Here is a 7047-nt window from a genome sequence, read left to right on the forward strand (position 1 = left end):
CGAGCGGGACGTCGGTCGCGCGGACGGCGGCGGCCCGGACGGCGCCGGGAGCCGGCGGCACGGGGGCGGGCCCGCTCACGGCGGTCACCGGCCGTGGATGAGCGAGAGGGCCTCGGCGCGCGTCGCCGGGTCGCGCAGCTGGCCGCGCATCGCCGAGGTGATGGTGCGCGCCCCTGCCTTGCGGACGCCGCGCATCGACATGCACAGGTGCTCGCACTCGACGACGACGATGACGCCGCGCGGCTGCAGGTGGGCCACGAGCGCGTCGGCCACCTGCGTCGTCAGCCGCTCCTGCACCTGGGGGCGGCGCGCGAAGACGTCGACGAGCCGCGCCAGCTTGGACAGGCCGGTGATGCGGCCGTCCGCCGCCGGCACGTAGCCGACGTGCGCGACGCCGTGGAAGGGCACGAGGTGGTGCTCGCAGAGCGAGTGGACCTCGATGTCGCGCACGAGGACGAGCTCGTCGTGCCCCAGGTCGAAGGACGTCGAGAGGACGTCGGCGGCGTCCTCGTGGAGGCCGCCGAGCACCTCGGCGTACATCCGCGCCACCCGTGCGGGCGTGTCGCGCAGTCCGTCCCGCTCCGGGTCCTCCCCCACCGCGGCGAGGAGCTCGCGCACGGCCGCCTCGGCCCGCGCGGCGTCGAAGGGCCGCGGCGACGGCGCCGTCAGCGCCTCCGTCTCGAGGCGGCCGATGCGGGACCCGCTCGCCCCGGGCCCCTCGCCGCGGTCGCCGACGCTCAGCCCTGCGCCCCGGGGTCGACCTGACCGCCCTCGGGCACCTCGCCGACGCCCTGCGCCGGGTGCTCGGGGCGGGCCCCCGCGGCCTGGTCCTGCGGCGCCGGCGCGCCGTGGCCGTTGCTCCCGCTCCGGCCGTTGCCGTTGAACGAGCCGTTGGCCGACCCGTTGAGGCGGCGCCGCTCGGCCGGGGTGAGGATCGGCGGCTGGTCGGAGACGGCGCGGCGCTCGCTGGAGAGCCACACCGGCCGCAGCGGCCGCTTCTGCACGGGGGCGAAGACCTCGGCCAGCTCCTCGCGGTCGAGGGTCTCCTTCTCGAGCAGGCGGCGGACGAGCTCGTCGAGCACCGGGCGGTGCTCGACGATGACCTCCCACGCCTCGTCGTGGGCCGCCTCGACGAGCCGCCGGACCTCGTCGTCGACGACCGAGGCCAGGCCCTCGCCGTAGCCGCGGTCGTGGCCCATGTCGCGGCCCATGAAGGGCTCGCCGGCGCCGGAGCCGAGCTTGATGGCGCCCACGCGCTCGCTCATGCCGTACTCGGTGACCATCTTGCGGGCCATGCCGGTGGCCTTCTCGATGTCGTTGCTCGCGCCCGTCGTCGGGTCGTGGAAGACCATCTCCTCGGCGACGCGACCGCCCAGGGCGTAGGCCAGCTGGTCGAGCAGCTCGTTGCGCGTCGTCGAGTACTTGTCCTCGCTCGGCATGACCATCGTGTAGCCCAGCGCCCGGCCGCGCGGGAGGATCGTCACCTTCGTCACCGGGTCGGTGTGCCGCATGGCGGCGGCCACGAGGGCGTGCCCGCCCTCGTGGTAGGCGGTGATCTTCTTCTCGCTGTCGTTCATCAGCCGGGTCCGCTTCTGCGGGCCCGCGATGACGCGGTCGATCGCCTCGTCGAGCGCGGCGCTGTCGATGACCTTGGCGTGGGTGCGCGCGGTGAGCAGCGCGGCCTCGTTGAGGACGTTCGCGAGGTCGGCGCCGCTGAAGCCGGGGGTGCGGCGGGCGACGGCGAGGAGGTCGACGTCGGGCGCGAGCGGCTTGCCCTTGCCGTGGACCTGGAGGATCCGCTCGCGGCCCTTCATGTCCGGCGGCTCGACGGCGATCTGCCGGTCGAAGCGGCCGGGGCGCAGCAGGGCGGGGTCGAGGATGTCGGGGCGGTTGGTGGCCGCGATGAGGATGACGTTGGTCTTGACGTCGAAGCCGTCCATCTCGACGAGCAGCTGGTTGAGCGTCTGCTCGCGCTCGTCGTGGCCGCCGCCCATGCCGGCGCCGCGGTGGCGGCCGACGGCGTCGATCTCGTCGACGAAGATGATGGCCGGGGAGTTGTTCTTGGCCTGCTCGAAGAGGTCGCGGACGCGGCTGGCGCCGACGCCGACGAACATCTCGACGAAGTCCGAGCCGGAGATGGAGAAGAAGGGGACGCCCGCCTCGCCCGCGACGGCGCGCGCGAGCAGCGTCTTGCCGGTGCCGGGCGAGCCGTAGAGCAGGACGCCCTTGGGGATCTTCGCGCCGACCTCCTGGAAGCGGGTCGGGTCGGCGAGGAAGTCCTTGATCTCCTGCAGCTCCTCGACCGCCTCGTCGGCGCCAGCGACGTCGGCGAAGGTGACCTTGGGGGTCTCCTTGGAGACCATCTTCGCCTTGGACTTGCCGAACTGGGCGATGCGCCCGCCGCCGCCCTGCATGCGCGACAGCACGAACCAGAAGATCGCGACGAGCAGGATGAGCGGCAGCAGCGTCGACAGCAGCGACCCGAGGAAGGACGGCTGGGGCACCTCGTCGTCGACGGAGGCGATCTGCGCGTCGCTCAGGGCCTGCACGACCTCGTCGCCGCGCGGGGTGACGTAGTAGAACTCGACCTGCCGCGTCTCGGTGCCGCCGGCCTCCGGCTCGTAGGGCTCGGACAGGCCCAGCTGCACCCGCTGCTCCCCGTCGACGACCTGGGCGTTGTCGACCGTGCCGCCGCTGATGAGCGCGAGGCCCTCGGAGGTGCTGATCTTCGTCGCCCCGCCGGGGCTGAGGAGCTGCGTCGCGAGCAGCAGGATGGCGAGCGCGAGGACGACCCAGAGGATCGGCCCGCGGGCGAGTCGTTTGAGGTTCATCGGTGTGCGAGGGGCTCGCGCCCCGTCCCTCCTGGTCGCAGAAGCCGTGGATCGACGGTACACCGGGGCTCCCGGCGGCCTGCGGCCGTCGCCTCCCCCGTCCCGCCCGCTGAACGGGCGGCGCGCGGGCGCTGTTCCGGCGCCGCGTCGGCGTTCGCCGTCAGCGGACCCGGTGGTCCGCCCCTCCCTCGTCCGCGCCCGGCAGCCCGCGGGCCAGGAGCTCGGCGAGGTGGAGGCCGCGACGGTCCGCCAGCTCGGCGAGCTGGGTGCGGCAGGAGAAGCCGTCGGCGAGGACGACGGCGTCCGGCGGGGCCGCCTCGACCGCCGGCAGGAGCGCCGTGCGCGCCACGGCGACGGAGACGTCGTAGTGCCCCTCCTCCACGCCGAAGTTGCCGGCGAGCCCGCAGCACCCGCCCAGCGCCGTGACCGCGACGCCGTTGCCCTGCAGCAGGTCGAGGTCGGCCTCGAAGCCGAGGACGGCGTGCTGGTGGCAGTGCGGCTGCGCGACGGCCTCGAGCCCGGACAGGTGCGGCCAGCGGACGTCGGAGGCGTAGGCGGCGAGCACCTCCGCCAGGGTCCGCGAGCGCGCGGCGAGGTCGGTGACGAGCCCCTGGGGGACCCCTCCCTCACCACCTGCGTCGCCCGAGAGCAGCGCCGACGCGTCGTGCCGGAGCACCGCGAGGCACGAGGGCTCGAGGACGACGAGCGGCACCGGCGGCTCGCCCGGCCCGCCCGCCGTCACGGCGGCGAGGCGCCGCACCGTCCGGCGCAGCTGGCGCCGCGCGAGGTCGAGCTGGCCGGTGGAGACGAGCGTGAGCCCGCAGCAGACGTCCCGCGGCGCGAGCTCGACGTCGAAGCCGGCGTGCTCGAGGACCCGGACGGCGGCGTGGCCGACCTCGGGCGAGAAGTGCTCGGTGAAGCTGTCGGCCCACAGGACGACCCTCTGCCCGCCCGCCCCGGGGCGGGCGCCCTCGTCGGCGCGGCGGTCGGCGTCCCGTCGGGCGCCGGCGAGCACCGCCGGCGCCGACGCGCTGAAGCGCCGACGGGCAAAGCGGGGCAGCGCGCGGCGCTGGTCGATGCCGCCGACCCGCTTGAGGAGGCGGGCCAGCGGGGCGAAGGACAGCGAGCCGTTCGCCAGGCGCGGCACGAGGCTCGCGACGCGCGACAGGTACGGCAGCCAGCCGAGGACGTAGTGGTTCATCGGCCGCAGCCGGCCCTTGTACGCCTGGTGGGTCGCCTCGGCCTTGTAGGTCGCCATGTCGACGCCCGTGGGGCAGTCCGACAGGCAGCCCTTGCACGACAGGCACAGGTCGAGCGCCTCGTGGACCTCCGGCGAGCGCCAGCCGCGGTCGACGGTCGTCGCGGCGCCGAGGGAGCCCGCCACCATCTCCTGCAGGACCCGCGAGCGCCCCCGGGTGGAGTCCTTCTCGTCCTTCGTCGCCAGGTACGACGGGCACATGACGCCGCCGGAGCCCGTCATGTCGGCGCGGCACTTGCCGACGCCCACGCAGCGGTGCACGGCCGCGGCGAAGCTGCCGCCGTCCGCGCGGTAGCCGAAGGCCAGCGGCGTCGGGCCCGGGCCGCGACCGGCGGGCCGGCCGCCCTCCCCGGGGCTGTCGGACGCGTCGGGGCGCCCGACCGGCACGGGCAGACCCCTCCCCCGGGAGGTGGCGCGCCCCTGGCCCGTCCGCTCCGGCGCGGGCCACGGCTGCGGCCGCAGGTCGGCGTCGAGCGAGCGGGGGCGCACGAGGACGCCGGGGTTGAGCACGTCGAGGGGGTCGAAGACGTCCTTGACCTGAGCGAAGAGGTCGAGGACGCGCGGGGAGTACATGTGGTGCAGCAGCTCGCTGCGGGCGCGGCCGTCCCCGTGCTCGCCCGACATCGAGCCGCCGTGCGAGGCGACGAGCGCCGCCGCGGCCTCGACGAACTCCCGGTAGACGCCCTCGCGGCCCGGCTGCTCCAGGGGGTAGTCGATCCGCACGTGCAGGCAGCCGTCGCCGAAGTGCCCGTAGGGGATGGCGGTGAGGCCGTAGGTGTCCATGAGCGCGTCGAAGTCCCGCAGGTAGGCGGCCAGGCGCTCCGGCGGGACGGCGGTGTCCTCCCACCCGGCGTGCCCGGGCCGGCCCGAGGGGGCCCGGGTGGCCAGGCCGGCGCCGTCCTCGCGGATGCGCCACAGCGTGCGCGCCTCCACCGGGTCCTCGACGAGGCGGGTCGCGCCCGTCCCGGCGTCCGCGACGACCGCGCGGGCCCGGGCGGCGAGGTCGGCGAGCCCGTCCGGCGTCGCCCCGCGCTCGTCGGTGCCGAGCTCCACGAGCAGCCAGCCGCCACCCGCGGGCAGCTGCGGGACGGGCGAGCGCAGGCGCTGCTCGACGGCGTCCACGAGCCGCGCGTCGAGGCCCTCGCAGGCCACCGGGCCGTGCCGCAGGATCGCGGGGACCGCCTCGGCGGCCTCGACCATGTCGCGGTAGCCGAGGACGACGAGCACGGTGCGCTCCGGGGAGCGCACGAGCCGCAGCTCCGCCCGGGTGAGCAGCGCGAGGGTGCCCTCGCTGCCGACGAGCAGGCGGGCGGCGTCGAAGCCCTTCTCCGGCAGCAGGTGCTCCAGCGCGTACCCCGAGACCTGGCGGCCGAAGCGGCCCAGCTCGGTGCGGATGGTCCCGAGGTCCCCGGCCACGACGTCGCGCAGCTGCGCGAGGACGGGCGAGGTGTCGGGCGTCGAGAGCGCCGGCGTGGTCTGCGGGCGGTCGGGCGCCTCGCCGCCGCGGCTGCGCAGGACGAGCCGCTCCCCCGTGCCCGTGACGGCGTGCACGCCGAGGACGTTGGCGTCGGTGCGGCCGTAGCCGAGGGCGCGCGACCCGCAGGCGTTGTTGCCGATCATGCCGCCGATCGCCGCGCGGCTGCCCGAGGACGGGTCGGGGCCGAAGCGCAGCCCGTGCGGGGCCAGCCGGCGCTGCAGGTCGCCGAGGACGAGGCCCGGCTCGACCACCGCGGTGCGCGCTTCCGGGTCCACCTCGAGCAGCCGGTCGAGGTGCCGGGAGGTGTCGAGCACGACGCCGGTGCTGACGGCGTTGCCCGCGATCGACGTCCCCCCGCCCCGGGCGACGACGGGCACCCCCGTCTCGCGGGCGACCTCGACGGCGGCCGCCACCTCGTCCGCCGAGCGCGGGAAGGCCACGACCTGGGGCACCACGCGGTACAGCGAGGCGTCGGTGGAGTACTCCGCGCGGCGGCGCGACGAGGCGTCGACGTCGGTGAGCCCGGCGCGGCGCAGAGCCGCTTCGACGTCGCGCGGCGACGGGCCCGCGGGGGCGGCGGGCGCGGGGGCGGTGGTCGTCACGGGGCGCTCCCTCGGGGCGGGGCGGTCGCGGCACCGGCCCGGGCGGGGCCTCAGGGCCCGGGCGGGTCGCGCCTCAGCTGCGGTAGACGTGCGGCGCGAGCGTGCCCACGAAGGGCAGCCCGCGGTAGCGCTCGGCGAAGTCGAGGCCGTAGCCCACGACGAACTCGTTGGGGATCTCGAAGCCCGTGTAGCGCACGTCCACGTGCACCTTGGCGGCCTCGGGCTTGCGCAGCAGCGTGAGGATCTCGACCGACGCGGCGCCGCGGCTGCTGAGGTTGGCCACGAGCCAGGACAGGGTCAGGCCCGAGTCGATGATGTCCTCGACGATGAGCACGTGCCGACCCGTGATGTCGGTGTCGAGGTCCTTGACGATGCGCACGACGCCGGAGGACTTGGTGCCCGACCCGTAGCTCGAGATGGCCATCCAGTCCATCTGCGCCGGGACGTGCAGCGCCCGCACGAAGTCGGACATGACGAGCGCCGCGCCCTTGAGCACGCCGAGCAGGAGCACGTCCTTGCCCGCGTAGTCCTCGTCCACGCGCGCGGCCAGCTCGGCGAGCTTGTCGCGGATCTCGTCGGCGCTGATGAGGACCTTCTCGAGGTCCGCTCCCATGTCGGCGGCGTCCACGCGGGTGGTGCTCCTTCCGGCGCTCCCGCCGGGGCCGGCGCGGGGCTGCGGTGGTGCGGGTCGCGGGCCGGTGGGACCCCTTCGGGGGGACTCCTCGTGCCGCGGGCCTCAGCGGGGGGCTGGCGCCAGGAGCAGCCTGCCACAGGCGCGGCGCCCCTCGACCGCGCCGGGCAGCCGGACGGGTCCCTGGCCGCGCCAGGCGGTGACGAGGGCGTCGAGCGCCGCGGCGTGCGCCGCGGAGACGTCACCCG

General features: G+C 75.8%; 5 protein-coding genes. All 5 read right to left on the bottom strand.

The window, feature by feature from the left end; genetic code table 11:
• Positions 1 to 84: 84 nt before the first annotated feature.
• A complete protein-coding gene (gene folE, locus HLB09_RS10675; RefSeq protein ID WP_171203364.1) occupies positions 85 to 693 on the bottom strand; it encodes a GTP cyclohydrolase I FolE in 609 nt (202 codons plus the stop codon).
• Between the two features lie 44 nt (positions 694 to 737).
• A complete protein-coding gene (gene ftsH / locus HLB09_RS10680; RefSeq protein WP_171203362.1) occupies positions 738 to 2831 on the bottom strand; it encodes an ATP-dependent zinc metalloprotease FtsH in 2094 nt (697 codons plus the stop codon).
• A 160-nt stretch (positions 2832 to 2991) separates the two neighbouring features.
• Positions 2992 to 6168: an FAD-binding and (Fe-S)-binding domain-containing protein gene (locus tag HLB09_RS10685; protein ID WP_171203363.1), complete on the bottom strand. Its 3177-nt coding sequence runs from the start codon at positions 6166 to 6168 to the stop codon at positions 2992 to 2994.
• Positions 6169 to 6241: 73 nt separating this feature from the next.
• Positions 6242 to 6796, bottom strand: coding sequence for a hypoxanthine phosphoribosyltransferase (gene hpt, locus HLB09_RS10690; protein WP_298801168.1), 555 nt, complete (start codon positions 6794 to 6796; stop codon positions 6242 to 6244).
• Positions 6797 to 6904: 108 nt separating this feature from the next.
• Positions 6905 to 7047 (bottom strand): TilS substrate-binding domain-containing protein (locus HLB09_RS19365; protein WP_281359371.1); only part of this gene is annotated, 143 nt, incomplete at its 5' end.

Source organism: Pseudokineococcus marinus, assembly GCF_013004605.1.
Lineage (GTDB): Bacteria > Actinomycetota > Actinomycetes > Actinomycetales > Quadrisphaeraceae > Pseudokineococcus > Pseudokineococcus marinus.

What these genes read in the sequence shown, in the direction of transcription:
- ftsH (WP_171203362.1), bottom strand. Translation starts at nt 2,831, where the DNA reads ATGAACCTCAAACGACTCGCCCGCGGGCCGATCCTCTGGGTCGTCCTC.